Raw genomic sequence first — 26526 nt, 5'->3', positions numbered from 1 at the left:
ATGAGACTTTTTTTTTGTTATAAACTTTTGAAGATGGGCAATAAGTAATTTTGCCTATTGCCTATTGCCTATTGCCTATTGCCTATTGCCTATTGTGTCGCTCCTTCGGAGCTTATGAAAATGATGCTGTAATGTTCTACAAAGGTTACACTCCTCCGGAGTGTTTGTTATGTTTTATCTTGAGTGTAAATCTTACTTAAAATCTTGAGTTTATTCTTTGAAAGGTAAATATTGAATTCTAAAAAGATGAATTGGAAGCCTTTAATTTTAATTAAAGGATAAATATTATTATAAAAAGACTGTAATCCTAGCCCGGATAGCAGCGGTTACCCCGGAACACACGTTAGAGAGAAGAGGGGGTTAGTGATGGAAGAGCAATGGAGTGAGGAGTAAAAGCGAATAGCCGGAAATAGCTCCTGAAAAAAATAGAGTTTTCTTAATAAATATTTTAAAGAGCACTTATTGTAAATAAAACCCTACTGTTGTAAGTGGCTGCTGGAATTGTTACCGAAACTCCACTCAGTTGTAATTGAATGGGAATGTTTGAATAAGATATTACTGCAGCTAATGCTGAAAGTCTAAATAGTTCAATATCGGTGAGTGTAACTGTTTGGTAGGCTGTTCCACCCGTCATTGTGCACACTAAGCATACTGTGGATCCGTTACCTGTTCTTTTAGTACTCAATATTAAGTTTGAATTCCAAGTAGGATTTGAGACTTTGCCACTACTTAATAATAATGGTATGTCTACTTTTAATAATATTTGGTTGGTTGCACTCTCATAAGTTCCTGCATAGTTTAAACCGGCTCCGCTAATTGGTGGTATCGCGACTGTCCAATTAGTTCCTGTTACGTTTATTGTTTGGGCTTTTATCGTGCAGAAAAATAATAATGAGAGTATAAAAAAGGTATTTTAAATAAATATCTTCATAGTAAATAGTATAATTTGCTTTCATCTTCGTTTTCTATTTATTCGGTGATTGTGTAGGTAATTACGACAGGCGTATTTGTTCTTGCCGATAAATTACTATAAGTATTCGCAGATAGGCTTATGGTCAGCCGATGGCCGTTGTTTGCTCCATTTCCTGTAAATGCACCTCCTATTCCGCCGATGATTGTTTGTGAAGTTGTATTTAATGTTACCTGAGCAGATGGTATGCCTAATGTTCCTCCTCCGAAACCGGAAGCTGTTGCTGCCTGAATTTTTATATCAATTTCAGGAATTAGGGTATTGATTGAAGCGGTGATTTTTCTGGTAACTCCTCCTAATGCTATTGCTGATGTATAATTAATCCACTTTGTTGTATTGGCGGCTGGTGAAATAATAGGATTTCCGGCTACATCAGGATTAGAAAAACTCATTGTAATAGTTCCTGCAGGCTCAATATCCATTAAAGTAACAATTGGTAAAGTTACAGCTACAGTACTATTTCCTGTAGTTTGTGAATACAGATTGGCGGAGATAATAAAGCTGACAAAAAAACTAATTTGAAGTAGCTCATTTTTGTTTTCGTTATAACTTACTTTGATGGTTTCTTGCTGATACTTTATTTCTGATGATTGCTTAATGACATTAATGGTTATATTTTTTGTTTCGCCAGATTTTAGATTAAACTCAAACTGGTCAATGGGTATTTTATATTTTTTGTCTAAACCATTTCTGTATATTTTCACTTCCAATCTCCCTGACGCAGATAGGTAAAATCAAAATAATCTCCCAAAAGTACTAGCTTTCTAAAGGTCTGATTACCGTTTGTAACTTCAACAATCAGATTTTCGTTTTTCTTTTTTCTGGTTGAAAGTTGGGCAAATTTCAAATTACTTTCATGTTCTTTATATTCTATTTTTCCCTGAATCTTTGCAGCACTCGTTAATCCGAAGTTGTAAATATTTTCTTTGCCTGTTAAAATTAATGATACCGGGACATTTATGTCGGCAATATCATTGATTTCTGTAGTCGTTCGGTCGATTGCTAAAACATAATCTCCCGGATTTACATTTTTAAATAAGTAATCTCCGTTTTTGTTGGTGACCGAAAGGTGGTTTCCCATTATCAGGCGAATTCCTTCTACTTTTTTTACTCCTAAGTTTTTTATATTACCTGACAACGTAGTATATTCTGCAATTTTTTGAGTCGGAATATTCATTCTTAAAGTATAACGCAACGAAAAAATAAAATCTTTATTTCCCAATTTTCCACGCTGCAAATTGTATCTCGTTGAAATATCTACTTCATGTCCTTTGAAAATTTGTTGATGAAAAAGAAACTCAAATAGATTTCTGTCTTTATAATAATCTTCAGGGATATAATTGTTCTGATAAAAAATACTGAATTAAGATTTATCTGAAAAACGACTTAAAATTCTGGTTCCAAAGTAAAACTGTTTCTCGTTTTTCAGTTGATAACGAGATGTGAGTGCATAACTTCCATATACATTAAATGAAGTTTTAAATTTTTCAAAACCAATATTGAAGTATAAAAACTTGAGTTTCCAGAAAAGCCAGTCATAAAATTATCTGTTTTTCCAAATTGTCCATCAATGTTTAACTGAAAAATTCCGATTTGTTGATTAACAGAGAGTTTAAAAAAACGTTCTTTATAATCAAATTCTTTGGGCATTAATCGGTCTTCATATCTTTGGGAACCATTGTAAACATAAATATTTCCTTTACTAGCGTATTTATATTGAAATCCCGTACTGCAAAAATTTACGATACGGTGCTGCAAGAAATAAAGTGTCACGCTGGAAGTTTTTAGCATCCTGTAAATAGCTTGCTATCAAATTAATCCGCTTTGATAACTGATATTGAAGATTGCCATTAATAGTACTGGTATTATTGAAATATCCAGTATATTCTGGACTAGCTCTCGTATACATTACATTTGCATTTATTTTTATCATAATTTGCAATTGTGTTAATCATGTATGCAGTTCCGTCTGTTTTTTCTGTTTTGCTGTATGCCGTTTCTCCCGACACTTCAAGATTTTTATTTTCATCGTCTAAACTTCCTTTTCCATAGAGTTCACCCTGAAAACCACTTTTATATTGATCTCTATTTTGCATACCCAGCATAGAAACAGATGCAGAAACTGGAAATCTGTGGTAGATATCATCTTCAATTGGCTTTACAGAAATTATTTTTACACTAGAATAGGCAGTCTGATTTTCTTGCGGATGGTCTTTAGAATAAACAGAAAGATTTAAATTCTGAAACTCATTTTTACTTAAATTGGATGGAGTGATTTTACTAATGCTAATTTTTTTGCTTTTTCCAGGAGCTAAAATTAAAGACGTATTTTCATCCACGATAGCATTTTTGCTTTCTAAAATTAAATTTTCAGAAACATTCCATCATTTTTTAAAACGAAAGTAGATTTAATCGTTTCCCCAGCTTTTATAAATTCTGGAGAATCTAATAGGGTGAGAGAAAGCTTTCTGTTTGTAGAAATTAATAATTCTGCAGTTTGGCTAAACTTTTCGCCTGTCGTTATTTCGGTTCCCTCCAGTAAAACAGTATGCTTGCCTTGGGGCGCTTCTGTTGTAATCTGTAGAATGATAGGGTTTACTTTTACAGATACATTACGTGTAGGATCTGCAACCGATTTAATAGAAGAATAATTTAAACAAAGCGTACTGTTGGCAGTGTTTGGGGTTACAGGATTACCTGCTTCAGTTGGTGCTGTAAATCCTAAAGTAATGTTTTTTGTAGCGGAGGGTTCAATGTCAACTAGTGCTATTTCGGGTACAGAAATAGTTACAGTGTGATTGTCTGTGGATTGAGCATTAAGATTTGCAGATAGAGCAAATGCAACAAAAGTCAGAGCTAAAGTAGTTGTTGTTTTTTTATGGTTTTAGTATTTTGAATTGTGAAGTTAATAAAATGGATTATAATATGATATAATAAATTGTAAGAATTTAATGTTAAATATTCATTATCTTATATTTTATCACAATATGGTACATAATTACTAAAATAGCAATGTTGGGTTTTATGACTCAAATCACTATAAAAAAATCTTATACAAGTTCTTTGTATAAGATTTTTTAAGGTTTTAAAATGTATCTAAGACTAAATAGAATCTATTGTCGATCTCTCAAATTCTACTCTTCCTGAAAAATGCCATATGTTGGTATTAGATTTTATTTTGAAATCGTACCAGCCTTTTGATCTGTCTAGGTTAATATTTATTTTTTCTTCTTGTGCATTGAGAGAAAGTTCACTTATGTGATCGGTATATTTGTTTTCTAAACTAATATTTAAAGTGTTGGCTGAGATATTTGTAAGTTTTATATCTATTTCATGTTTTGAGATATTGGTAGATAAGTTTACATTCAGGTCGGGTTTTTTGGTGCCTTTAAATTTTCTTACAAAGCCATTAGAGCCTATTATTTCGTAGCTGTATTTTTCGATATCTACTGTATGCGAAATTTCGTCTTTTGAAGGTAGGGTAAATAAAAAATAATAATCTTTGGTATTAAATTTATTTTTATCATAAATTATTAACGATACAGGGGGCTCGTTAAGATTGGTCATTACAATCTTATTATTTTGGAGATTGACATCGTAGTTGCATGGTAATAAGGTTGATGGTTTCATGTCTCTTTTTCTGAATTTCAATAGGTTTTTACATTGAGTTTTTTCAGCGTATTTTGAGATATGGTGCGTAATTTTAGTTCAAAAAAAACTAAATATTCCTGAGACCAAATGTAGATAAATAGTATTGCCTATTCCTTAATTATTTATTAAGTGTGAAATATCTTTTGAGTATAAAATGACAATAAGAATTAATATAATGATAATGTTAATATAGAATTTACTCTTATAGAAAAAAAATGATTGAAATTTTTTTTAAAAACGGCTCAGAATTCCCCAATGAATTTTGATGTCATTAAACTTAAAAGGATTTCCAAACTCGTTACCATTAGAAAGCTGAAAACTCATTAAACCAAGCGGAATAAAGAAATTGAAACCAAGCCCAACACTATAAAATTTAGGTTTTACATTTAAGGATTTGTTATTGAGCTGCCCATATTGTCCGAAAACATCAAAAAATGCCTGATTTCCGATAAGATACCGGTATTCCATTCCTGCATAGTAATAGAAATCGGCGGCGAGAGAGTTTTCATTAAAACCCCGGAGTGAATTCCAGCCCCCAAAACGGTACAATTCGTTGGCAGAGAAATCTATTTTAGAATCCATCATAGCCCCTTCTCCTTTAATGTTGAGAAAATGATTTCCGTTGATATGATAGTTGTATTCACCAAAAAAGTAAAACTGATTCTGGTTGGCTTTTATATTTTCACCGGTATAGTTGGTTGCCAGAAAATCGTATCCTACATTCAGTTTAGACTTATAAAGAAAAAGGTCGATATCGGTAGGCTCGGTCATATCAAAGAAAATACCAATCCCTTTTTTGTTGTAATCTTTCCCCTGAATATAAAGACTGTCGATGATGGTAGAAGATTCAAAAGTTCCTCGTAAACCAATTTTCTGTCGGCTGTTGAGATGATAATAAAATGCAGGCAAGGCTTTTACATTAGCAAAAGTAGAATCTTGTCTGAAGATATTTACTTTCATATTTAAACCCACATTAGAATTCAGTAAATATGGAATATCGGTTTGCAAATCAAAATTCTGACCTTTGTCGGGGTTTCTCTGCCAATAAAGATTGACTGTTTCAAAACCGTTGAACATGTTTTTAAAATTCACATTCAAAGTTCCATTAAGCGTAAATTTATCGGTTTTATCATTTCCGAAGCCGATAACTCCATCGAAAGTATTGGTCTTTTTCTTCTCCATAAACAGATATATCTGTGTAGAATCTTTTGTAAAAAGAGTTTGTGGTTGCCGCTCGAGCATGATAAAGGGATGACCCTGAAAATTTTTATTAATGGCAATCAGGTTTTTGTCGTCGTAGGTTTTTCCTTTAAATTCTTTTTCAAGGTTTTTTATAAATCTTTTCGGAACTCGGGTATAACCTTTTGCCACAAAACCGTCAATGGTTCTTTTATTATTTTTATTAATATCAAGTTCTACAACGGGATAACCATTTTTTTGACCCATAAATTTCGATTTGATTCTACTGAAAGCAAAACCGTCGTCAATATATTTTTTGCTGATGTTTTTTTTTACTGAATCTAAATTTTTAGTAAAAAATTCTTTTTCAAGTTTAAATCTGGTAACAATAGAATCTGAGAGGTTAACGTAGGTCTCGTTGAAGTTTTTGCCCTTATCATAGAAAATTTCTGTAGAATCGCCTTTTATTTTCACTTCTTTTAAATCGGTGAAAAAATAATTGTTTTGCGCTAAAGAATCGAGGAATTTTACGGCAGAAAGTGAATCTTTTACTTTTTTCTTTACTTTCGTTTCTGTATCAATCAGAAAATAATGCTTCTTTTGCGCTTGTACAAAAACGCAAAAGAAGACAAAAAATATGTTTAAAAGTAGTTTCAATTAATAAAAGCTTAAATCTTTTTTTGTCATTCCATAGGAATCTCGGCAAAGAATTTAATGTAAATAGTTTAGACTCCTCCGGAATGACAAAAATGCTGTTTTGTTTTTTAGAAAATTTATAAATAAAAAGTTTAAATATGTTTAACTGAAACTAAGCCAATTTATTATACTTCTTCATTAAATTCTCATAAGTTCCCTGCGGAAGAATCCATTTTAATGGAACACCAATTTTCTGTCCGAATTTACCAAAATAATAATGAGCTTTCCACTTATTTTTAGTTAAAAGTTGGTCGATATATTCTGCAACTTCTAAGGGGTCAGTTCCGTCTCCAACATGAGAATTCATCAGAGCATATACTTTATCGAATACGTTTTTATAAGGCTCAGAAACTTTTGTCTTTACTCTGTTTTCTGCAATATTGGTTTTAATATCACCCAAATGAAGCGAACAGACATTTACATTCCAAGGGTAAACTTCGTATCTCATGGCTTCAGTAACTTTATCTAAAGCAGATTTTGAAGCTGAATAAAATCCACGGAAAGGCAATCCCATTTCACTTCCAATGCTTGAAACGTTGATGATTTGCCCAAATTTATTTTCACGCATTTTCGGCATTACGGCAGCCATCATTTGTACAGCTCCAACAAGATTCAGATTAAATAATTTTAAAATATCTTCTTTTGTAGAATCTTCTACAGAGCCAACCATTCCCATTCCTGCATTGTTGATCAAAACATCAATTTTAGTTTCAGTTTTTAAAACTTCAGAAATAGCATTTTGTACGGCATTATTATCTGTAATATCGGTCGGAATTGATTTAAAATACTGATTTTCGGTAAATTTTCTGCTTAAACCGTAAACGTGATGACCTTTCTTTCCGAAATATTCTGCTAATACGAAACCAATTCCTGAGGAAGTTCCCGTAATGATAATTGTTTTTGACATTTAATGGTAAAAATATTTATTTGTATCAGAGATTTTGAATTCCCTAAAGCTGTTCATTTTATAAACGGTAAATTTATGTAAAAGAACCAAAAAATAAGACTTTCGATGTAATAAATCCACAAAACCAATGTAAAATAGATGAAACGATATTTCAAAAAAAATCCCAAAGACATGCTTCAGGAATTTTTTAGTATTTAACAGTTTTAATTAAGGTTCTATAATAATACTTCCACATTGACTCCCATTAGGAGTACAATAATAACGTTGACGGGGAATACAGCATTTATAATATCCTACCATACAATTTTGAATACACACTTCGATTCCCCCGCTAATACTTTTCAATTCTTTTCTTGAAATTTTTTTTAAATTTTTCATAGTAATTAGTTTTTAAATGATTTTTTTTGGTTTGTGGTACTTAATGTACACACTATCAAATATATAAATTATTTATCAACCTTACGAGAAATTTATTGAGTTTATTTCTAAAAAAAAATTCTGTTTTTTTTGAATGAGAGAATTTATAAAATAAAATGATAAAAAAGAAAGGAATCTTTTCAATAAACTATCATTGAAATTATAGTCCAAAATCTTCTTTCTTTACTTCTGTGTCATCCAAGTAACACATACAACCTTTATGAGTTTTATAAAGTCCTGTAATTTCGGTTTCTTTACCTTTAATATCAGTTATTGTGATGCCGGTGGAAAATGATTCATCTTCTGCATGATAAGTTTTGAAGATTAAATATTTATAGTTGTTGTTTTTAAAAAATAAATAATTGAGATCCATTCCTGCATTCTGTTTACCACCACCTCTATGATAAGAATTGTATGTGAATTGCTTCCAGCTTTCTTTAGTTTTTTTGGCAGGAAATTCCATTTCCACTTTGGTTTTAGTTCCAAAACGATACTGAATATATTTATTGGTTTTATCTTTTACCAAAGACATTTTCTTACCGTTTTTGGTTTCAAATGAATAAATAACTTCTTCATTGGGTAAAAGATATTGAGCCCAAAATGTCAAAGGAATTAAGAGATACAATATAATGAGTAGCTTTTTCATTTAATTTTTTTTAGATAAAATTTTTTAATTCTGAAAGGAATGATGATTGTCCAGATTAATAAATTATTGAATAGACATAGTGGTGAAAATATTACAAGATCAAAGAGTTTAGTCAAAGGTGAAAAGAAATTTTCAAAACCATGTAAAACGACATCATAATGATTAAAAGGATTATCATACCAAGATAAATCTTTTCTTTCAGTGATGGTATAATACCAGAATAATATATTAAAGATTAGTAAAACAACTGTCGTAAAATAATTTTCAAAATATAAACTTGCAATGAATATTGATAAGATCACAACAATAAATAAATGAAATTGAATACTTATAAATTCATAGTATTTAATCATATCAACAATATTCATCAAAATACAACAAGCTAAAACCAAAATGATGAACGTTTTGGCAATTTTATTGATTTTGAAAAACTTGCTGGATTCAATATTCATCTAAATGGTCAATTATTTTTCTAATAAAATTTTCAAATCTTCCCAAAACATCGGGTAAGATTTTTCCACCACATTTTCATCTTCAATATTCAATTCTTTAATCAGGCAAAACGGGGCAAAGCTCATCGCCATTCTGTGGTCTTGATATGTTTTAATAGAAATGTTGTCTTGAGGTTCATTAAAACTAATCGATTTTATCGTTGAATCTGTGATTTCAGTTTCTGCTCCTAGCTTTTGTAGTTCATTAAATAAAGCTAAAAGTCGATCAGTTTCTTTTACTCTCAATGTATCCAAACCTGAAATTTCAAATGGAATTTTCAAAGCTGCAGCGGTTACACAAAGTGTTTGTGCAATATCCGGGCAATTATTCATGTCCAAAATAATCTTTTCCGGAAACTGGAAGTTTTCGATAGGCTGAAGAGTCAGCTTATGCTCATCTTCTGTGAAAATAGTTTTAATACCGAAAAACGTTTCATAAATATCGGCAATCGCAGAATCTCCCTGAGTTGATTCATGATAAAAGCTTTTCAGGTGAATGGTTTTTCTTCCCAACGCTGCAAAAGAGTAGAAGTAAGAAGCCGAACTCCAATCACTTTCCACTTCATAGTTGATGGTTGGTAGTTGATGGTTGATAGTTGATTCTACTTTAATAGTGTTTCCAACGAAACTGTTTTTTATTCCGAATTTGGTTAAAATATCCAAAGTCATTTCGATATAAGATCTCGAAGTAACTTCACCAACTAAATTTATTTCCAATCCATTTTCAAGTTTTCCGGCTATCAAAAGAAGGGAAGTGATGAACTGGCTTGAAATATTTGCCGGAACGTCAACTTTTGTCTCCGTGATTTTTCTGCCCGTAATTTTCAAAGGCGGAAAACCTTCATTTTCTAAATATTCGATTTGTACACCAAGATTTTGTAAAGCGGCAACCAAATTTTTAATAGGTCTTTCCTTCATTCTTCCGGAACCGGTAAGAATTGTCGTTTTTTCTTCCTGGATAGAATAATATGACGTTAAAAAACGCATCGCTGTTCCAGCGTGATGAATGTCGACAATCTCGCTATTTTCTGAAAGTGCTTTTTTTAATAATTGCGTATCCTGAGAATTGGATAAATTCCCAATTTTTATGCTTGAAAACAAACTTTCTAAAATCAATAAACGATTCGAAATACTTTTCGAACCGCTGATTTGTATGGTTTTGTTTCCTTTTAATTTTGATTTTTCTAGCTTCATTGTTTTAAAGATTTTGAGACTTCAGATGTCAGATTTCAGACTTTCAATGGTCTAATATCTGAAGTCTAGCATCTGAAATCTACTTCAATTTCTCATTATTCTGATGGCGGTCTTTGTCGCGATCAGTTTTTATTTTCATTTTTTTGTCGAATGCTTCCTGTAGATTGACTCCGGTTTGATTGGCTAAACATAAAGTGACAAACAATACGTCTGCTAATTCTTCACCTAAGTCTTTATTTTTATCGCTTTCCTTTTCGCTTTGTTCACCGTATCTTCTTGCGATAATTCTTGCAACTTCGCCAACTTCTTCAGTAAGCATTGCCATATTGGTAAGCTCATTAAAATAACGAACACCAATGGTTTTTATCCATTCGTCGACTTGTTGTTGCAGATTTGTAATTTCCATTTTTTAAGAGCCAAGTTAAAAGTTTAAAGAATCAAGTTAATTTCATTCATCATTCATCATTCATCATTCATCATTCATCATTCATCATTCATCATTCATCATTCATCATTCATCATTCATCATTCATATTACTGATAAGCTCCTAAAGTTGGACTGGTCGTTCTTGAAACACCTACAATATCAGTAGGAACTGTATTCGCAACTGTTACATCACCCTTATTTTTTGCAGGAGAATCTGCTTTTACTCTTAAATTCATTTTAGCCGCAAAATAATTCATAAATCTAGGGTCTTGATTTTTTATACTTTGAATGACTCCTGGGCCAGTAAAATTAAATCCCGCTTCGTTCTCTCCAGAGTACTTTATCAATGAATTTTGAATTAAAAAATTAAATTGATTCGAACCTACTTTTTCTAAATTTATAAAATTATCTCTATCTGAATATACAATACTATTGAGAATGCTTAAATTTTGAAGAGGTGCGTACACATTTTGTCCAGTCTCATTTTTCCATTCGTTGGTGGCGAAAATTCCCATACGGCTTCTGTCATTCATGGTAGCAGAATAATTAGCAATGGTTGCATGAGTAAAAGTATAATTTCCACCATAAAAAATTCCAATACAAGATTCTCCGCAATTATTCATGACCAAATTTTCAGCATTTACTTTTGACCCCACTGAATAAATACCGTATTCTTGAAAGGTGTGAATGAATGAATTTTTAATTGTTGCAGTAGTTTGTTTCATATCAAGACCTCTAGTTCCTCCGAAAAGTCGGGTATGATTCATATTTAAAACAGAGGCGGCTTCCATTTTAATAGAATTCCAGTTTCTTGGGATGGTGTCATAGTAAGTATCATTTCGGTCTCCACGAATAATTACCTGATCAGTTGCGGTTCCGTTGATATCTAAAGTAGCGCCTGCAGAAACTGTCATTCCGCTGTTTTTATGGAAATATACTTTTGTTCCCGGCTGTATATTCAAATGAACTCCAGTATTTACAGTTAAGTCTCCGTAAATAATTTTAGCTTTATTACTAGACCACGTTGCATCAGTGGCAATCACATTTGGATTTGTAGGCGTTTTAATGAAAAATTCAGCATCCTGAACAACAGAAAATAAAGTGACATGCTGCTGTCCGGCTCCTGTAGTAAATAAAACTCGGTCTTCAGCAATCGCTTCAGGACCTGTAGCTTGAGGAGCAATCTCTACAAAAATATAAAGACTGTCTTTTTTTCTAAGCGGAACATTCTGAAAATCGTGTCCTGTTTTTCCATCTACATTTATTTTATATAATGATGCAGCTCCTTTTTCAAGATTAATTCTGGGAATCATTACATCCTTATCTTCATTATTAAATACTTTTACCACATAGGTTTCTGAGCGCACCTGATGATAAACCGTATCGCAAAATACTGTGTCTCTAGAAAAACTAAGTTCCTGAGAAGGTGCATCAAAAGTAATATCATCTTTGTCACACGAAATTGCCAAAAACAGCATCCAAAAAGATAAAAAGAGTAGTGATTTGAATTTCATAGGTAGAAATTTTTTGTTTTATTTAACGTCATATGTTATCGCTTGTCTTCATTGTGGTTTGTAATTAAAAGCAATCTTGGCGATTTCATTGAAATTAAAATTTATATAAGTTTCAAATTTAACGAAAATACTTTAATTTTCTTATCTTTTAAAAATAGTTGACAAGGTATTTGTATATTATAAAAATTATTGTATTTTTGCAACCTAAAATTTAGCAGAAGAAATACCATTACTATTTCGAAAGCAGAACTTTAATTTTTTAAAAATTTGTATTATGAAAAAAGGAATTCACCCAGAAAATTATAGACTTGTTGTTTTCAAAGATATGAGTAACGACGACGTATTCTTAGGCAAATCAACAGCTGACACAAAAGACACTATCGAGTTTGAAGGAACTGAGTACCCATTGATCAAAATGGAGATCTCTTCTACTTCTCACCCTTTCTACACAGGAAAAACTAAATTAGTTGATACTGCAGGTAGAGTAGACAAGTTTATGAACAAATACAAAAAATTCGCTAAGTAATTTTTTGATATTAAAAATATTTAAAGTCTTCCGATTTTCGGGAGACTTTTTTTTGTGGATAAAAAAGATAGAAATTAGAAGTAAGAGGTGAGAAATTAGTTTTACTATTTGTATTTTTGCTTTGAGTAGAAATTAGATGCCTAACATCTAACATCTAACATCTAACATCTAACATCTAACATCTAAAAAAATGCAACTCGTATTCTCCGATGCACAATATTGGGAAGATTTTCTTCCTCTAACTTTTACAAGACCTGTCGCTGAAATGCGATGTGGAATTCTTACTTTCTCTGAAAGATGGCAAAAAATATTAGAGAATACCGAAGTTTCTTTTTTTACAGAGGCTTATCTTCAGCATAAATTTGCTGAGCCACAAAAAAAAGAAAGTCTGTTTTTGGTAACCAATTTTTTACCAACAGAAACGGTAATTCAGCAAATTAAAGATTTAAGTCAAGGTGAAGCTTTGGTGTACGAAGATGAACTGGTAGCTGCGAAAATCAATATGGAAGGTTTTTCTCTTAATCAGATTGAAAAAATGACCGATATTAAAGAAGAGCTTATTTTCTTTAAAAAACCGACCGACCTATTTACCTATAATAAGGAAGCTATCGATTTTGATTTTGAATTGTTAACGAAAGGGAAAACTTCTCAGGAATTATCTTCCACCAATGGTTTTTTAGGAAATAAAGAAGATCTGTTTATTGAAGAAGGTGCGGAAGTAGAATTTTCAACCATCAATACCAAAACAGGAAAAATATATATTGGTAAAAATGCAGAAGTGATGGAAGGCTGTAATCTTCGTGGTCCGATTGCGCTTTGTGAAGGTTCTAAATTTAATTTAGGCGCAAAAATTTACGGAGCAACCACGATTGGTCCGCATTCTAAAGTAGGTGGTGAAGTGAGTAACATCATTATTTTTGGTTATTCGAATAAAGGTCATGACGGTTTTATAGGGAATTCTGTGATTGGGGAATGGTGTAATCTTGGAGCAGACACCAATTCTTCTAACTTAAAAAATAATTACGGAAACGTAAAACTTTGGAACTATAGAACTAAAGATTTCCAGGATACAGGTTTACAATTTGCCGGTTTAATAATGGGTGACCATTCTAAAACGGCAATCAATACCCAATTGAATACAGGGACGGTCATTGGTGTTGCGTCCAATATTTTTAAAGAAGGTTTTCCTCCGAATCATATTGAGAATTTTTCTTGGGGTGGTTTTAAAGATGATGAACGATTTAAATTAGATAAAGCGTACGAAGTTGCCGAAAAAGTAATGGCAAGAAGAAAATTGCCTTTAACAGACGATGATAAAAGTATTTTAAAGCATATTTTTCAAAATTATTAATTTCAAATAGACACCATGTTTGTCATTCCGTAGGAATCTAAGCTTAGATGCTTTCAGCATGACAAAAAGACTGTTGATTTAAAAATATTTACAGAGATAAAAATCAAACTTCAATTTTTTTTGAAGTTTTTTTATTTTTAATGTAATATATTTCAATTTCAGATTGTCTTATTTATAGAAACAAACTTATGACCCAAGAAACTTTTAGGGATACGGTATTTACTCTCAGAGATGAGATGTTCCGTTTTGCAAAAAGGTTTGTCATGAGCAGCGATGAAGCTGAAGATGTAGTACAGGATTTGATGATTAAATTTTGGCAAAAAAAAGATGAGCTGGAAAAGTTTGGTAATTTTAAATCCTATGCTTTAAAATCTGTAAGAAATGAATGTCTTAACCGGTTGAAGCATCACGATGTAAAGTTAGGTTTTGCTGATATGCAGCTTCATCGATCGGAATTGTATAGTATGGAGGTGAATAATCTGAAAGAACATATTATAGGTTTTATCAACCAGCTTCCGGAGAAACAGAAAGCGGTGATTCACCTGAAAGACGTAGAAGAGTATGAAGTGTCGGAAATTTCTGAAATGTTGGAAATGGAAGAAAATGCAGTAAGGGTCAACCTGATGCGTGCAAGACAAAAAGTAAAAGAACAAATCTCACAATTGATGAGCTATGAGCAACGACAAATTTCAAGATAAATATAACGAGATCTTCCAGGGTTTAAAGGAAGAAAGGATGAATTGGGATTTTGAAGATTTTCTTCAGAAAGCAGAAGGTAATGATATTTCAGCTGATGAAACACCAATAATTCCTATTCAAGGTAAAAAACCTTCGCTTCCTAAATGGTTTTGGATGGCTGCAAGTGCGGTAATACTTTTAAGTTTTGGTTTTTTATTTAATTATAATCAAAACGGAGAGGTTGTAGATCAGGCAAAATTAGTCGAAAACGAAATTCAGAAGCAGAAAAATGATTTTATTAACGAAAATCATAATCCCAATTCGCAGGTTGCAGTTCATATTACTGATTCTGTTTCGGGACCAAAGCAAGATTCTATTTTTGTGGAAAACTCGATTGCTGAAAAAGATGTTTTGGATGAAATTCTCTCTAAAAAAAGCAGAATTAAAAAAGAGTCAAAACCTAGATATGTTTACAATTCCGGTTTAAAAAATCAAACTTTAAAAGATTCCACAGGATATAAAGATTCTTATGTTATCGTAAACGGTAAACGTATCGATAATATGGAAGAAGCTATCAATATAACAAAATATTCATTCCAGATTGTGGCTAATAATGTCAATCAGGCATTAGCTCCGAAAGTAATGGACAACGTAGATTATTAACAACAGATTATGCAACTGATCAGGCTTGTAGTCAATTAAATTTAACTGAACTCATGAAAAAAATATTCATTATATGTACACTTGTGCTGTCTCATTTCCTTGTATACGGACAGAAAAACAAATTAGATCAACTTTTTGATAAATATCAGGAAGTAGAAGGGGTAACTTCGATTAAGATTGCAAAACCTATGTTTGGAATGCTCAGTAACCTGAACATTGCAGATGCAGAACTTGATCAGATTAAACCTCTATTGGCCAAAATCAATGGGCTGAAAATCCTTATTACAGAAAATCCTGAAGGGAATTCAAAGGCAAATATTAATCAGCTTAATAAAGAGATTTCAACTTTCGTTAAAAATCTTAACTACAGTGAGATTATGTCTGTAAAAAACGGAGGCAGCAAAATTAAATTTCTTTCATCTGAAGCTGAAAAAGATGGTACTTTAGAAAACATGCTTTTAAATATAGATAGTGGTGGTGGCGAAAGTATTCTTGTAATGCTTGATGGAAAGCTTTCTATGGATGACGTGAACAAAATCATTAATTCTAACGAAACAAAGACAAATACCACAAGAACTACAATGACGAGCAGCTTTGCTTCAGAAAATACGTCTTCCTATCTCAACGGGGAGAGTAGAAATGTAGGGCAATTCTCCGGAATTGACGTCAGTGCAGGAGTAAAAGTAGTTTTTACACAGGAAAATTCTACCAGTGTGAAAGTCTTTGCAGATGCAGATAAACTTCAAAATGTAATCACAAAAGTTGAGAACGGGATTTTAAAAATTTCGATTGATAATAAAGGAACAAAAAATTTAAGATTCAAAAACCTAAGTGTGAATGTCTCTTCGCCGAAAATGGATAGAATTAAGACTTCTTCTGGCTCCAACTTTACGACAGTGAATGAAATCAGAGGAAAAGAGATGACTGTTGATGTTTCTTCAGGATCGGGGATTGTTGCGAAATTTCAAATTTCTGGGATATCCAATATTGAAGCAAGTTCAGGATCTAATGTGAAAGCGTCAATCAGTTCAGATAAAGTTTTAGTTAAAAGCTCAAGCGGATCTAGTATTAAGTTAGAAGGAAATGCTGAATATGTATCAATTGATGCAAGCAGTGGTGCTTCTTGTAAGGCAGACCAATTAACTGCAAATATCGGTGTCGTGGAGTCTACATCAGGAAGCAGCGTTTCTGTGAGTGCAAAAGATAAATTAACTGTGAAGGCTTCTTCAGCAGGATCTGTGAAATACAGAGGAAATCCTAAAATTGAGGCAAACATCAGCAAATCTTCTGCGGGAAGTTTAAATCAAATCAACTAAAAAACCTAGGCCATGAAAATTTTTAAAAACATTTTTCTCGTTTGTTGCACATTATTTTTACTGCAGTCCTGTATTGTTTCCAGCAAACCGAATATAGAATTCTTCTCAAAATCAAATTATGATTTTCAGGATGCACAATTTGCAAGTTTTAATGTACCGTTATTTTTAGCGAAACCTTATATCAAAAAAGCTTTGAGAGAAGAAGGTGAAAGTGAGGCCGCGATTGCAATGGTGAAAAAAGTTTCAAAAATAAAAATGATGACCGTTGCCAATGGAAGCGAAGAAATGCTGAAAGATTATGCCAATTATCTTAGAGACAATAATTACGAAGATTGGGCAACTATAAAACACGATGGTGATAATGTAAATATCAGAGTAAAACAAAAAGGCGAGATGATCAATAATATGTTGATTACTGTAAATTCAAAAAAAGATATGGTGTTTTTGGATGTTAAAGGCAGCTTTACGGCAGATGATATTTCTAGAATGATTACTATTGCGTCAGATAAATAATTTCATATTCAACTATATTTAATTTTGTAAAGTCACTCTCTGAGTGGCTTTTTTTCGATTTATAATATGAATTATTAAGTTTTATTTAAACTATTTAATTCTATTTTCGTATTCCAGTAAAAAGACTTAATTTTGCAAGAAAGTAAAGATGTCTATTCATAACAAAATTGTAGAGACAGCCATCACTTTCGATGACGTGCTTCTAGTCCCTGCTTATTCTGAAGTTTTACCTAACCAGGTTTCATTAAAATCAAGACTTACCGATAAAATTACGCTTAATGTTCCGATTGTTTCCGCTGCAATGGATACCGTTACAGAGGGTGATTTGGCGATTGCTTTGGCAAGAGTTGGCGGTTTGGGTTTCATTCATAAAAATATGACGATTGCCGAACAGGCCGCTCAGGTAAACAGAGTGAAGCGTTCTGAAAACGGAATGATTTCTGATCCTGTAACGCTTTCGAAAGACCATACCTTAGCTGAAGCTAAAGAAACGATGGCAAAATATAAAATTTCTGGTCTTCCCGTTGTGGACGCAGAAAATACGTTGATTGGTATCATTACCAACAGAGACGTAAAATATCAGGAAAATCTTGATATGAAAGTGGAAGAGATTATGACAAAAAATAATCTTATCACTTCAGATAAGGATACAAATCTTGAAAAAGCGAAAGAAATTCTTCTTAAAAGTAGAGTTGAGAAGCTTCCTATTGTTGATAAGAATAATAAATTGGTAGGTTTAATTACCATTAAAGATATTGATAATCAATTGGAATATCCAAATGCCAACAAAGACGAAAGTGGTCGTTTGATCGTTGGTGCTGGAGTTGGAGTTGGAGAAGATACTTTAGACAGAATAGAAGCTTTGGTAAAAGCCGGAGTTGATATTATCGGTATTGATTCTGCTCACGGGCATTCTAAAGGAGTTTTAGATAAAATCTCAGAAATCAGAAGCAAATATCCTGATTTGGATATCGTGGGTGGAAATATTGTAACTGCTGAAGCTGCTGAAGCTTTAATTAAAGCGGGTGCAAATGTTCTTAAAGTGGGTGTTGGCCCGGGTTCTATCTGTACAACGAGAGTTGTCGCGGGAGTTGGGGTTCCTCAATTATCTGCTATTTACAACGTTTACGAATATGCTAAATCTCAAAATGTTGCGGTAATTGCCGATGGTGGAATTAAACTTTCAGGTGATATCGTGAAAGCTATCGCAAGTGGAGCAGGAGCTGTAATGTTGGGTTCACTTTTAGCCGGAACAGATGAAGCTCCAGGTGAAGAAATTATTTTCCAGGGTAGAAAATTCAAAACATACCAAGGTATGGGAAGTCTTTCTGCAATGAAGAGAGGTGGAAAAGAAAGATATTTCCAAAGTGAGGCTAAAAAATTCGTTCCTGAAGGAATCGAAGGAAGAGTTCCAAGTAAAGGTAAGCTGGAAGATGTTATTTTCCAATTAGTTGGAGGTTTAAGAGCTGGAATGGGATATTGCGGTGCTAAAGATGTTGAAGCTTTACAAACTGAAACTAAAATGGTAATGATTACAGGAAGCGGTTTGAAAGAATCTCATCCACATGATGTGATTATCACACAGGAAGCTCCGAATTATTCTTTGTAATAAACTAGTATATATACATAAAATACCTCCGAATTTTCGGAGGTATTTTTTTGAACCAAAAATTAAATTATGAGAAAAATAGAACTTTCATCATTTGTGTTTTTATAATATCATTTGTGTTTTCTTCTTTTGTATTTATCTCAGAGCCTTTTTTTAGGCTCCGAAAATAAATACGTTCTAATTTTTTTTTCATCATCGAGTTTTTACCTCCTTCGAAATACTTAAATTTCCATCATTTGTGTTTTTATAATATCATTTGTGTTTTCTTCTTTTTGTATTTATCTCAGAGCCTTTTTTTAGGCTCCGAAAATAAATACGTTCTAATTTTTTTTCATCATTGAGTTTTTACCTCCCTCGGAATACTTAAATTTTCATCATTTGTGTTTTTTGAATTTCTTTAAATTCAAACTAAAAAAAAGTGTTTTTTTTCTCTCAACTTTTATAATGTAAATTTATCAACATAATAAACGCAATCATAATAATTCATTTAGATATATATCAATATGGTTGTAGATATTTATCTATAGCGTAATATTATTGTGTTTTGTTTTATTTTTTTACTGTTTAAATGAAAAACTCACAATTAATTGTGAGTTTTTTTGATGTGAATGTATTTTATTGAAATATTAGGTTTTTAATTGGTCTTTAAAATCATCAATTCGAAAATCTGTCAGTGCGTTTCCTTTTTCTATTTTTTCTTTGGCATACAGACGGAAGTCATTTTCAGTTTTCTCCAAAAGATAATCATAAGGACCAACCGAAGAAATAAGCTTAATTAAAACGGGCGAAATCTCCAATGTAATAAATAGCCCCATAATAAATGCCGCGGCAGTGGCAATAATCGCTGAGTTTTTTCCTAATTCATCCAAAGCCTGTAATCTTGCAGCAAATCCGTTGAATTTATCTTCAAACGTTTCTGTAGATTTTCTTTCTGTTTCAAGATTGGTATAGACTTTAGAAATTTCTTTGTCGAGATATTCTTGTCTTGTCGCTACCTGCTTTTGATAGTTTTCTAAGTCTTGTCTGCGTTGCTCTTTTAATTCCTGCTTTCTTTTTGCATTAGAACCAAAACCTACTTTTCCACTGGTTAAATCAGTCTGTTTTCCTAAAATTTCTTTTTCAAGTTCAACAGAAGCAGAATCATAAGACTTTTGATATTGAGCAATCTTTTCTGTAATTTGTTTTTTTTCAGTTTCAAAAGGACCGCTCTGTTGAAGAATTCTACCGTTCATTTGTTTTTGCAGGTCTGTTTTATTACGTTGAATAATAGTATTCAGCTGTTTGTTAACCTCCTTTTCAAAAATTTTAAGTTCTAAAGGTTTAGAAATAATAATTCCTAAAAATATTGCCAAAATCAATCTTGGGATAGACATCAGGATCTGATTCCACCAAGATCCTGTTTTTTTGATAGAGGAAACAATATACCGGTCGAGATTAAAAATCATTAAACCCCAAAGAATTCCAAACCCAATTGAGGCCCAAATATCATCGAAAATGGTGAACATTGCATAGGCTGCAGAAAGTGTTGCAAAAACTGCGGTGAAAAGAACAATTCCTCCAATTCCTGCAAATTTATTCCATTCACTGGGTGTTTTTCTTAAGATGTGGATGTTCCCACCTGAACAAACCAAAAGGAATTTCTGAAACCAGTTTATCTTGTGATTCGTTTGATATATAGTTGCTTGTGTGTTTTTCATTATTGAAAATTTATACAAAATTAGTATTAAAAAGCATACCATTGTTACAAATAGTATTATGTTTTACCAAGTAATTTAAAAATGATATTTAAGATAAAGGATTTAAAATATGTTAAAATTTAAATAGTTTTTAAGTTTTAACCCTTTAATGTTTTGGTATTAATAATAAATTGATAGTTTTGCAATCGAATATTAAATAAAAATAAATAAAAATGAAAAAATTCAGTACCCTATTAGTACTTATGTTTTTTATTAATGCATTCTCGCAGGATTTTCATAAAGAATGCGGTTTTGATAAAGTAATGAAAAAATTGGATGACAAACATCCTGGCCTAAAAAGATATAGAGAAGAAGGGGAGCAAAAGATTCTCGGCATGAATCAGCAGGCTTTTCTAAATAAAGTAGGTGCTACAACTTCAAAGAATGCTCTTTATACAGGGCAGATTTATGAAATTCCGGTAGTTGTTCACGTGATTGAATCTCAAGATCCTGCAAATGCTAACTTGGCGGTTACAGATCAGGAAATTATCAATTGGATAGGAAGAGCAAACAGTATGTATGCAACTACTTATGGTGGAAACTTTTATCCCGAAGCGACCGGTGCTACAGGAGGAAATGTGATACCATTTAAACTTGTTTTAGCAAAGAGATCACCAAGTTGTATGCCTACAACGGGTATTATACGATACAACGGAAGTACTCTTACTGATTATGACCAAAATGGAGTAACAGATACCGGAGCTACAGATACACAAATTAAAAACCAGTTAGCACCTCACTGGCCAGAAAATTCATACTTTAACATTTATGTAGTAATTGGTTTCGATGGTCAACAGCAATTGTCTTATGGTCTTATGGGTTATGCTGCATTTCCAAGTTCATATGATTACGATTATGAAAGTTTTATGAAAGTGGCAACGATAAAGAATCAAAATGATACGACGCTTACCCACGAATTAGGTCATGCTTTTGGGCTTTATCATACTTTTCAAGGAATTTCGGCTAACAGTCAGACGACTTGTCCTGTGAATAACAATTGTGCTACAGATGGTGACAGAGTTTGTGATACATCTCCATCACGAAGCATGTATGGTGTTGCGGTTCCTAACAATAATGCAATCGATCCGTGTACCACTCAGAACTATGACGGAACACAGTATAATATTATGAATTATACCAACTCAAACCGTAAGTTTACCGCAGGGCAACGTGACAGAGCAATTTTGATGATGATGGAATACAGAAAAAATCTTATAAATTCTTTAGGTGGAAAAGATCCTGCAACGGTTATCCCATCACCAGTTTCTGTAATTAATGCGCAATGCAACCCTTCTGGTATTGCAAATCCTGCAAATAATAATTTTGCAATAGGACCTTACAGAGTAGTATTTGGAGATATCAATAGTGTTACCAACGGATATGATTCAGATGAGGCAAATCCTATCTATTATGCAGATTATGCAAATGCTACCTGCATCAGACCTGCGTATGCTACAGAAATACCTTCTATTACTGCAACTCCATTAAAAATTACTTTTATGAACGGTTTTGGGCAGGCAGAAAAATTCAGAGTGAAAGCATGGATTGACTATAATAATAATGGTACATTCGAAGATGCAGAATTAGTTACGAACTATCTTTCTAATAATATAGGATCAGGACAGAGTAGTGTTTATACAGTAGATTTAACTCCGGCAGCATCTGCAGTTCAAAATACCTATCTGAGAGTAAGAATAGGAGTAGATGCAGCAACAAGAAACTCGGTAAATTTACCGGAATTTACATCATGTTCTGCATTACAGTACGGTCAAATAGAAGATTATGCTGTTAAAATATTAGGATCACTATCTACTTCTGATATTAAAAAAGATAATTCTGATACCAAAATTGTTTACTTAAAAGGAGAGAACAAACTTCAGCTTTTTGGTAACAGAAATTTAAAATTCGGAACTTATCAAATTTATGATATGAGTGGTAAATTAATCCAGAAAGGAAATTCAGATACCAATGAAGTTCGCATCAATCAGGAATTAATTAAAGGTTCATATATCATTAATTATTCTGATGGTGACAAACAAGGTTCTAAAAAATTCTTAAATAATTAAAAATAAAAAAGCCCTTTTTAAAGGGCTTTTTTTATACTTGAAATATTATGAAAAAATTATTCAGTGTCTTGTTTTTCTGCTTATTAATCATCAGTTGTCAATCACAGAAAATTGGGAACCGACACAACGATGAAGACAAAGCAAAATATTTTTCAGGAACATGGACGTTTGTACAAAAAACATATAAAGAAGGTGGAAAAACGAAAGTTTTTAATCTTCATGAATGTATGAAAGAGTATGAGCTTATATTTAAAAATAAAGATCTAAAAACAATAATGACAAAAACATTCGCTACGGGGAAAGACTGTAAAATCAAAAGCCAAACAGACGATTTATTGGTAACGATAAGTGGCGGGTCTATTTCTTATAGAGAAGAGGATCTTAAGAAAGTAGAGCAGTATAAAATCTATTCACAGAATAAATTTTCAATTATTTACAGCGATATTATTAATGGAAATGTGACAGAAATTGAAGACTTCTATCAAAGAAAAAAATAATTACTTCAACCGATCTGGATTCTGCTTTAGAAAACTATCCCATCCTGAATAAGATTTTGTATCTGCAATCGTTCCTGAATTGAAATGATGGCAAACTGCAACCGCCAAACCGTCGGAAGCATCCAAATATTTTGTAGGAAATTCTTTCAGGTTTAAAAGGCTCTTAAGCATTCCTGCAACCTGTTCTTTACTGGCGTTCCCGTTTCCGGTGATTGCCATTTTTATTTTTTTTGGAGAATATTCGGTAATAGGAATATTTCGGTGAAGACTTGCGGCCATTGCAACGCCTTGAGCTCTTCCCAGTTTCAGCATCGATTGTACGTTTTTTCCAAAAAATGGAGCTTCAAGTGCCACTTCATCTGGATGAAACTCATCAATTAGCGCCAAAGTTTTGTCGAAAATATATTTAAGTTTAGTTTCATGATTCGGGTATTTTTTTAAAATCAATTCGTGAATGGAGATCATTTCCATTTTTCCTTTTTTTACCGATATCAAACCAAACCCCATAATAGCTGTTCCGGGGTCAATTCCTAAAATTATTTTCTCTGCTGAAACCATTGCTTCAAAGATACAGCTTTCTTTATTTTAGCAACCAATAAAATTATTACTGTGATAATTTCTTTTCATTAATAGAAACCCATTTTCCATCATGTCTTAGTAATGAGATCTTATCAACTAAGAATTTAGTTTCGTAATTTTTGCCTTTATAAATCTCCCAGGCTTTCAGAAAATTTTCATAGGTGAGGTCTCTGTAACCAACAGTTACGTGTGGACTAAATGAGTCTCTTTTAAAACTAAATTTTTCTTTTACATTAAAATAAAGTTGCTTTAAATTTTCACTTTCTTCAGGCTTTATAAACAAAACCGGATTCTTTGGATTGGGGAAGTTTCCAAAACCGTTTAAAATAATTTCAAAAGGAGTGATGTTGGTATCAATTTTTTGAAATGCCAGATGAATGTCTTCTTCCAATTCTATCTCTCTTTCAAATGGTGGTAATAAGGTAATATGTGCATCATTTTTCAAAGCTTTAGAATTCCCGAAATGTAAAGCTAAATCTTCTTTAAAAACTCTTACCTCATCAATGGTTTTTTGGTCAGGATAAATAGCAATGAAGTACATTTTTTTCATTCTATAAATATAAGATTTATCTGAATATTAAAATTAATTCTAATACATAAGAAAATTATGCATAGATTTGTTAGGTATTACCATTACAAATGAAAAAAAATAGTCTTTACAAAGGAACACTTCAGAATATCATTTTAAAATTACTTTCAAAAGAGGTGAAAATGTATGGCTATCAAATTACACAACGTGCAAAAGAATTGACGGAAGGAGAATTGGAAATGACAGAAGGAGCCTTGTATCCGCTTTTGCATAAATTGGAGGCTGACGGCATTATTAGGTCTGAAGTACAGGAAATCAACGGTAGAAGCAGAAAATATTATTTGCTTACCGATAAAGGGAAAAAACAACAGGCTACGCAGGAAGATGAAATGAGGTCTTATTTGTTTAATCTAAAAACCATTTTTGATATTTAAAATTATGATGACTAAAGAAAATTTAATAGAAATAGAAAAATATCTAAAGGGTAAGAATCTAAGTTCTGCTGTATTTGCTGAGGTTTATGATCATTTTGTGATACAGATTTCAGAATTAATCAATAAAAAAGATATCAATTTTACGGAAGCTTTTCTTCAGACAAAATTCAATTGGCAAAGCGAACTGGAAATGGTGAAAGCTGATTTGTTTTCTTTCAAAAGAATTGCAAAAATTGAGAAAGGTATTTTACAAGACCGTTTCAAAAAAATGATGATGATCGCTTTTTTTTTGTCCTCCGTGATTATGGGAACTGTATTTTATTTTAATGAAAATGTTTATCTGTGTTTTCAGGGAGCTTTAATTGCAATGCATTTATTATTTCTGATGTATCATTTCATATTTAGAAAAATGAGTTTTTCAGAATATCAGAAAATGATTTTTCATCCATTATTGCTGAGAAATGTATTGTTGATGTTAATTATTCTTCCTCTCACCAATATTATTTTCTCGACAACTAAAAATTTATGGGAATTTCCTTTGAACCATATGTTTATAACTTTTTCAGTAGTGCTTCAGATTCAGTTATTTTATTTCAGAGCTAAAAAAATAAATGTTTTACTGGTATAACGAAAGAGCAAAAAACCGAAGTAAGAGAGTATTCGATTTATTTTAGAGGCGAATGATGGTTTTCTGGATGCTAATCAAGCTGAAGGAATTTTTGTGAATTTTTTGTTCTTATTCTTTTTCCTTTTTGAAGCTGCAATTATAGTTAGTCAACAAAAATATCTTGAAATTATAAAGAAGATAATCCCGTATCTGCAAGAGAATTTTAAGATTCCTGATTAATGTTTTCTAACACATCTGCGATTTCCTTCATTTTCAGGTGAGGTTTGAAAGCAGCCGATTTACCCTTTTCTTCATCGGCAATATTAGAAAGAATAATGACCATAGTTTTGGTTTCAGGGTAATAGATGTTGAGCGAAGGCGCACCTTTTACATAACCGCTGTGAAAATAGGAGACAGGCTTGTTATCATTCATCATAATTCCCAATCCGTAACCCATCTTTCCGAGAATCGGGTGTTGTCGTTCAGTACTTTTAGAAGTGAATTTTTTCAGCGTTTCAGGTTTGATGATTTTTCCGGCGTATAAAGCATTATTCCAAATGTGTAAATCGTTGATGGTTGACAAAACTCCACCTGCCGCAATTCCGATTTCTTTATTGCTTAGCCTTTGTGGCATGTTATCAACTGGTTTTTGGTTTTTTGAATTTCCTACATAGGTTTTAGCGAAATTTTCTCCTTTAAAAGTTGTTCCTGTTGATGAACTTTTCATGCCTGCTTTTTTTAATAATTCAACCATGTTTTCATCAAAAGATTTTCCAGAAACCGTTTCCACAATTTTCCCTAAAGCATTGAAGCCATCATTTGAATAATTAAATCCCGATCCGCTTTTAAATAGTAACTTTTCGCCAAAATTATTTAAACCCGAACTGTGATTTAGAAGCTGCTGAATAGTAATGTTTTCGTATTCTTTTTTCTGAAATTCTTTAATGTATTTTGAAGCTTTATCGTTGAGGTTGAGCTTTCCCTGTTCCATTTGAAGGAGAATAAGAACCGCTGTAAATTGTTTGCTGATCGACGCAATAGAAAAAACTGTAGAATCGTTTACCGCAGTTTTGTTTTCAAAATTTGAAAAGCCATTATTTCGTCTGTATAATTCAATAGTGTCTTTAAAAACACCGACACTGCCGTTGAAATTGTATTGATTAAAAATAGAATCAATTTGGGTTTTATATAATTTTTGTTGAAATACTACAATGGCAGAATCTGCAATTGCTTTTCTATTAAAAGGTTGTGCTGATTCTGTTTTCTGACACGAAAACAGGAAGAGAAAAAATAGAGAAAACAGCAAAGTTTTTTTCAGCATAAAATTAGG

At 32.2% G+C, this 26526-nt stretch carries 29 protein-coding genes; 12 read left to right on the top strand and 17 right to left on the bottom strand.

Annotation, left to right across the window (positions count from 1 at the left end; translation table 11 throughout):
* Window positions 1–448: 448 nt before the first annotated feature.
* The 5 genes from B5X64_RS23045 to B5X64_RS13175 all read right to left on the bottom strand — a co-directional run bounded on the left by B5X64_RS23045 (window position 449) and on the right by B5X64_RS13175 (window position 3309).
* Window positions 449–634 carry a hypothetical protein gene (locus tag B5X64_RS23045; RefSeq protein WP_228418908.1) on the bottom strand — a complete coding sequence of 62 codons (186 nt, stop codon included), beginning with the start codon at window positions 632–634 and terminating at the stop codon, window positions 449–451.
* Between the two features lie 335 nt (window positions 635–969).
* Complete coding sequence (locus B5X64_RS13190) at window positions 970–1674, bottom strand: hypothetical protein (protein ID WP_228418906.1); 705 nt, start codon at window positions 1672–1674, stop codon at window positions 970–972.
* The gene (locus B5X64_RS13185; RefSeq protein WP_123921041.1) at window positions 1671–2207 is read right to left on the bottom strand and encodes a hypothetical protein; all 537 of its coding nucleotides are present in this window, start codon (window positions 2205–2207) and stop codon (window positions 1671–1673) included. Before B5X64_RS13185 ends, B5X64_RS13190 begins: the two co-directional genes overlap by 4 nt.
* A 188-nt stretch (window positions 2208–2395) precedes the next feature.
* A complete protein-coding gene (locus B5X64_RS13180) occupies window positions 2396–2743 on the bottom strand; it encodes a hypothetical protein (protein WP_123921043.1) in 348 nt (115 codons plus the stop codon).
* A 119-nt stretch (window positions 2744–2862) separates the two neighbouring features.
* Window positions 2863–3309 carry a hypothetical protein gene (locus B5X64_RS13175; protein WP_079465689.1) on the bottom strand — a complete coding sequence of 149 codons (447 nt, stop codon included), beginning with the start codon at window positions 3307–3309 and terminating at the stop codon, window positions 2863–2865.
* Between the two features lie 114 nt (window positions 3310–3423).
* Here B5X64_RS13175 and B5X64_RS22590 point away from each other — a divergent pair, with 114 nt between their 5' ends.
* The gene (locus B5X64_RS22590; protein WP_123921045.1) at window positions 3424–3621 is read left to right on the top strand and encodes a hypothetical protein; all 198 of its coding nucleotides are present in this window, start codon (window positions 3424–3426) and stop codon (window positions 3619–3621) included.
* A 451-nt stretch (window positions 3622–4072) separates the two neighbouring features.
* Here the strand turns inward: B5X64_RS22590 and B5X64_RS13165 are convergent, their stop codons facing one another.
* The 8 genes from B5X64_RS13165 to B5X64_RS13130 form a co-directional block, all read right to left on the bottom strand.
* The gene (locus B5X64_RS13165; protein WP_139377609.1) at window positions 4073–4600 is read right to left on the bottom strand and encodes a phospholipase domain-containing protein; all 528 of its coding nucleotides are present in this window, start codon (window positions 4598–4600) and stop codon (window positions 4073–4075) included.
* Window positions 4601–4852: 252 nt separating this feature from the next.
* Window positions 4853–6457, bottom strand: a complete 1605-nt coding sequence (locus B5X64_RS13160) for a BamA/TamA family outer membrane protein (RefSeq protein ID WP_079465687.1) — start codon at window positions 6455–6457, stop codon at window positions 4853–4855.
* A 151-nt stretch (window positions 6458–6608) separates the two neighbouring features.
* Window positions 6609–7403: an SDR family oxidoreductase gene (locus B5X64_RS13155; RefSeq protein WP_079465686.1), complete on the bottom strand. Its 795-nt coding sequence runs from the start codon at window positions 7401–7403 to the stop codon at window positions 6609–6611.
* Between the two features lie 207 nt (window positions 7404–7610).
* Entirely contained in the window at window positions 7611–7781 is a 171-nt protein-coding gene (locus B5X64_RS23330) for a bacteriocin-like protein (RefSeq protein ID WP_407919825.1), read from the bottom strand.
* Between the two features lie 199 nt (window positions 7782–7980).
* Window positions 7981–8466: a hypothetical protein gene (locus B5X64_RS13150; RefSeq protein ID WP_079465685.1), complete on the bottom strand. Its 486-nt coding sequence runs from the start codon at window positions 8464–8466 to the stop codon at window positions 7981–7983.
* 464 nt (window positions 8467–8930) lie between these two features.
* Window positions 8931–10151 (bottom strand): 3-phosphoshikimate 1-carboxyvinyltransferase, encoded by a 1221-nt coding sequence (locus B5X64_RS13140; protein WP_079465683.1) that lies wholly within the window; start codon window positions 10149–10151, stop codon window positions 8931–8933.
* 79 nt (window positions 10152–10230) lie between these two features.
* Complete coding sequence (locus B5X64_RS13135) at window positions 10231–10557, bottom strand: nucleotide pyrophosphohydrolase (RefSeq protein ID WP_074232143.1); 327 nt, start codon at window positions 10555–10557, stop codon at window positions 10231–10233.
* A 128-nt stretch (window positions 10558–10685) separates the two neighbouring features.
* Window positions 10686–12092 (bottom strand): hypothetical protein, encoded by a 1407-nt coding sequence (locus B5X64_RS13130; protein ID WP_079465682.1) that lies wholly within the window; start codon window positions 12090–12092, stop codon window positions 10686–10688.
* Between the two features lie 274 nt (window positions 12093–12366).
* Here B5X64_RS13130 and B5X64_RS13125 point away from each other — a divergent pair, with 274 nt between their 5' ends.
* The 7 genes from B5X64_RS13125 (at window position 12367) to guaB (ending at window position 18748) form a co-directional block, all read left to right on the top strand.
* Complete coding sequence (locus B5X64_RS13125) at window positions 12367–12618, top strand: type B 50S ribosomal protein L31 (protein WP_066682062.1); 252 nt, start codon at window positions 12367–12369, stop codon at window positions 12616–12618.
* 190 nt (window positions 12619–12808) lie between these two features.
* On the top strand, window positions 12809–13969 hold the full coding sequence (locus B5X64_RS13120) for a GlmU family protein (RefSeq protein ID WP_079465681.1): 1161 nt from the start codon (window positions 12809–12811) through the stop codon (window positions 13967–13969).
* Window positions 13970–14157: 188 nt separating this feature from the next.
* Window positions 14158–14667: an RNA polymerase sigma factor gene (locus B5X64_RS13115; protein ID WP_066682070.1), complete on the top strand. Its 510-nt coding sequence runs from the start codon at window positions 14158–14160 to the stop codon at window positions 14665–14667.
* On the top strand, window positions 14642–15310 hold the full coding sequence (locus B5X64_RS13110; protein ID WP_228418904.1) for a hypothetical protein: 669 nt from the start codon (window positions 14642–14644) through the stop codon (window positions 15308–15310). Before B5X64_RS13115 ends, B5X64_RS13110 begins: the two co-directional genes overlap by 26 nt.
* A gap of 53 nt (window positions 15311–15363) precedes the next feature.
* Window positions 15364–16626 (top strand): DUF4252 domain-containing protein, encoded by a 1263-nt coding sequence (locus B5X64_RS13105; RefSeq protein ID WP_079465680.1) that lies wholly within the window; start codon window positions 15364–15366, stop codon window positions 16624–16626.
* 12 nt (window positions 16627–16638) lie between these two features.
* The gene (locus B5X64_RS13100; RefSeq protein WP_079465679.1) at window positions 16639–17139 is read left to right on the top strand and encodes a DUF4252 domain-containing protein; all 501 of its coding nucleotides are present in this window, start codon (window positions 16639–16641) and stop codon (window positions 17137–17139) included.
* Window positions 17140–17287: 148 nt separating this feature from the next.
* A complete protein-coding gene (guaB, locus tag B5X64_RS13095; protein ID WP_079465678.1) occupies window positions 17288–18748 on the top strand; it encodes an IMP dehydrogenase in 1461 nt (486 codons plus the stop codon).
* Between the two features lie 626 nt (window positions 18749–19374).
* Here the strand turns inward: guaB and B5X64_RS13090 are convergent.
* On the bottom strand, window positions 19375–20445 hold the full coding sequence (locus tag B5X64_RS13090) for a DUF4407 domain-containing protein (RefSeq protein ID WP_079465677.1): 1071 nt from the start codon (window positions 20443–20445) through the stop codon (window positions 19375–19377).
* Window positions 20446–20657: 212 nt separating this feature from the next.
* Between B5X64_RS13090 and B5X64_RS13085 the strand changes: the two genes are divergently transcribed.
* Window positions 20658–22550 (top strand): zinc-dependent metalloprotease, encoded by a 1893-nt coding sequence (locus B5X64_RS13085; protein ID WP_079465676.1) that lies wholly within the window; start codon window positions 20658–20660, stop codon window positions 22548–22550.
* A gap of 47 nt (window positions 22551–22597) precedes the next feature.
* Entirely contained in the window at window positions 22598–23047 is a 450-nt protein-coding gene (locus B5X64_RS13080) for a lipocalin family protein (RefSeq protein ID WP_079465675.1), read from the top strand.
* Here B5X64_RS13080 and ruvC read toward each other — a convergent pair whose 3' ends face one another.
* Together ruvC and B5X64_RS13070 are read right to left on the bottom strand one after the other, a co-directional pair.
* Window positions 23048–23605, bottom strand: coding sequence for a crossover junction endodeoxyribonuclease RuvC (ruvC, locus tag B5X64_RS13075; protein ID WP_066682090.1), 558 nt, complete (start codon window positions 23603–23605; stop codon window positions 23048–23050).
* Between the two features lie 46 nt (window positions 23606–23651).
* Window positions 23652–24176: a 2'-5' RNA ligase family protein gene (locus B5X64_RS13070; protein ID WP_079465674.1), complete on the bottom strand. Its 525-nt coding sequence runs from the start codon at window positions 24174–24176 to the stop codon at window positions 23652–23654.
* A gap of 89 nt (window positions 24177–24265) precedes the next feature.
* On the opposite strand from B5X64_RS13070, the gene B5X64_RS13065 reads away from it, so the two are divergent.
* Entirely contained in the window at window positions 24266–24589 is a 324-nt protein-coding gene (locus tag B5X64_RS13065; protein WP_074232131.1) for a PadR family transcriptional regulator, read from the top strand.
* 4 nt (window positions 24590–24593) lie between these two features.
* Window positions 24594–25217: a hypothetical protein gene (locus B5X64_RS13060; protein ID WP_079465673.1), complete on the top strand. Its 624-nt coding sequence runs from the start codon at window positions 24594–24596 to the stop codon at window positions 25215–25217.
* A gap of 202 nt (window positions 25218–25419) precedes the next feature.
* On the opposite strand, the gene B5X64_RS13055 is transcribed toward B5X64_RS13060, so the two are convergent.
* Entirely contained in the window at window positions 25420–26517 is a 1098-nt protein-coding gene (locus tag B5X64_RS13055) for a serine hydrolase domain-containing protein (RefSeq protein WP_079465672.1), read from the bottom strand.
* Window positions 26518–26526: the final 9 nt, after the last annotated feature.

The sequence above is a fragment of the Chryseobacterium balustinum genome (genome assembly GCF_900168205.1).
Lineage (GTDB): Bacteria > Bacteroidota > Bacteroidia > Flavobacteriales > Weeksellaceae > Chryseobacterium > Chryseobacterium balustinum.
The sequence above is the reverse complement of the archived record's forward strand: the minus strand, read 5'-3'. Positions and strand labels throughout refer to the sequence as shown.